Here is a 1,684-nt window from a genome sequence, read left to right as displayed (position 1 = left end):
CCGGGACAAGCGCGACGTGTGGGATACGTTCTTCGACCTGGTGCAAGCGGACACTGGCATTGCGCCCGAAAGCATGAACGAAGCACAGAAGGTGCTCGCGATGCGTGCGCCGTTCGTGATGTTCGATACGGACAATGGTCCGACGAATCCAGCGAAGGCGGAGTCCACACATCCGCGGACCTTCGGATCATTTCCTCGGGTGCTGGCGAAGTACGTGCGTGAGGACGGCGTGATCAGCCTCGAAGAAGCGATCCGTCGCATGACGTCGCTGGCGGCGAATCGCATCGGTGCCTTCGATCGCGGCCGTATCGCTGTCGGCATGGCCGCCGATTTAGTGATCTTCGATCCGGCCGCCGTTCGGGATCTAGCCACGTTCGAGAAACCGCTGCAGTACGCCGTCGGCATGGACTACGTCATCGTCAATGGCGACTTCGCCATCGATGACGGCAATGCCACCGGCGCCAAGAGCGGCCGAGTCCTGCGCCACCAGCCTGAGAAGTCATGATGAATTCGATGCAAAGCGTGCGGACGGCCTTCGCGATCGTCGTGCTGCTGGCTACGTCGGCGGGAATGGCGGCGGCGGAGGATGCGGCGCTCAAGCATGCGAACCAGTTGCTGGCAAAACATCCTGTGATCGACGGTCACAACGATTTGCCAATGGCCATCCGAGAATCGAAAGAGGCGCCTCGCGATGTCGCCGCATACGATTTGAACAAGGCGACGACCGGTGACACGGACCTTGCCCGCATGCGCAAAGGCCGGCTCGGTGGACAGTTCTGGTCAGTCTGGGTGCCTAGCGGCGACGAGACCAAGAGTGCCGGTCGCGCTCGTATCCAACTCGAGCAGATCGACATCGCGCTACGCATGATCGAGCGCTATCCCAACGACTTGCGGCTGGCATTGACCGCTGACGACATCGATCGCGCGAATCGTGACGGCAAGATTGCGTCGCTGTTAGGCGTGGAAGGTGCGCACACCATCGAGAACTCGCTCGGCGTTCTACGCACGTACCATCGCTTGGGCGTTCGCTACATGACGCTGACGCACTCCGACTCGCACGATTGGGCGCGCTCATCGACGGACCCTGCTAATGCCGGACTCACGGCGTTCGGTAGCGAAGTCGTTCGGGAGATGAACCGGTTGGGCATTCTGGTCGATATCTCGCACGTCAACACTCAGACCATGCAGGACGTGCTCAACGTGACTCATGCACCGGTCATTTTCTCCCACTCGAATCCGATGGCGATCACTCGCAACGAACGCAATGTGCCGGATGAAGTGCTGCGCCGATTGCCCAAGAACGGCGGCCTGATCATGGCTTCTTTCATCACCTACTTCACGGTCAAGCAGAGCTTGATCGGGCCATGGGAACAAGGAATGGAGCAGGCGCGCGCGGGAAAGCAGGGGAAGGAACGCGAGGCGGCTGAACGCAAGTACGAGTCGGCCAATCCACGGCCACGCGCGACGCTCACCGACGTTGCCGATCACGTTGATTACCTGCGTAAGGTTGCCGGCGTGGATCACATCGGTATCGGCAGTGACTTCTACGGCGAGCCGGCGGCCATGGCGCAAGGCCTCGAAGATGTGTCGACCTTTCCCGCGTTGTTCGCAGAACTGATACGACGCGGCTGGAAGGATGAAGATCTGATCAAGCTCTCGCGCGGCAATCTGCTTCGAGTGATGC

At 60.5% G+C, this 1,684-nt stretch carries 2 protein-coding genes; both read left to right on the top strand.

The features are described from left to right. The coding region (locus JNL55_RS02420) for an amidohydrolase family protein (protein ID WP_293848789.1) at window positions 1-505 on the top strand (505 nt) is incomplete at its 5' end. Beyond that, a partial coding sequence (locus tag JNL55_RS02415) for a dipeptidase (protein ID WP_293848786.1) occupies window positions 502-1,684 on the top strand: 1,183 nt, incomplete at its 3' end. The genes JNL55_RS02420 and JNL55_RS02415, both read left to right, overlap by 4 nt.

Origin of the sequence: Steroidobacter sp. (assembly GCF_016790065.1) — a bacterium.
GTDB lineage: Bacteria > Pseudomonadota > Gammaproteobacteria > Steroidobacterales > Steroidobacteraceae > Steroidobacter.
This window is presented reverse-complemented; position numbering and strand designations above follow the sequence as displayed.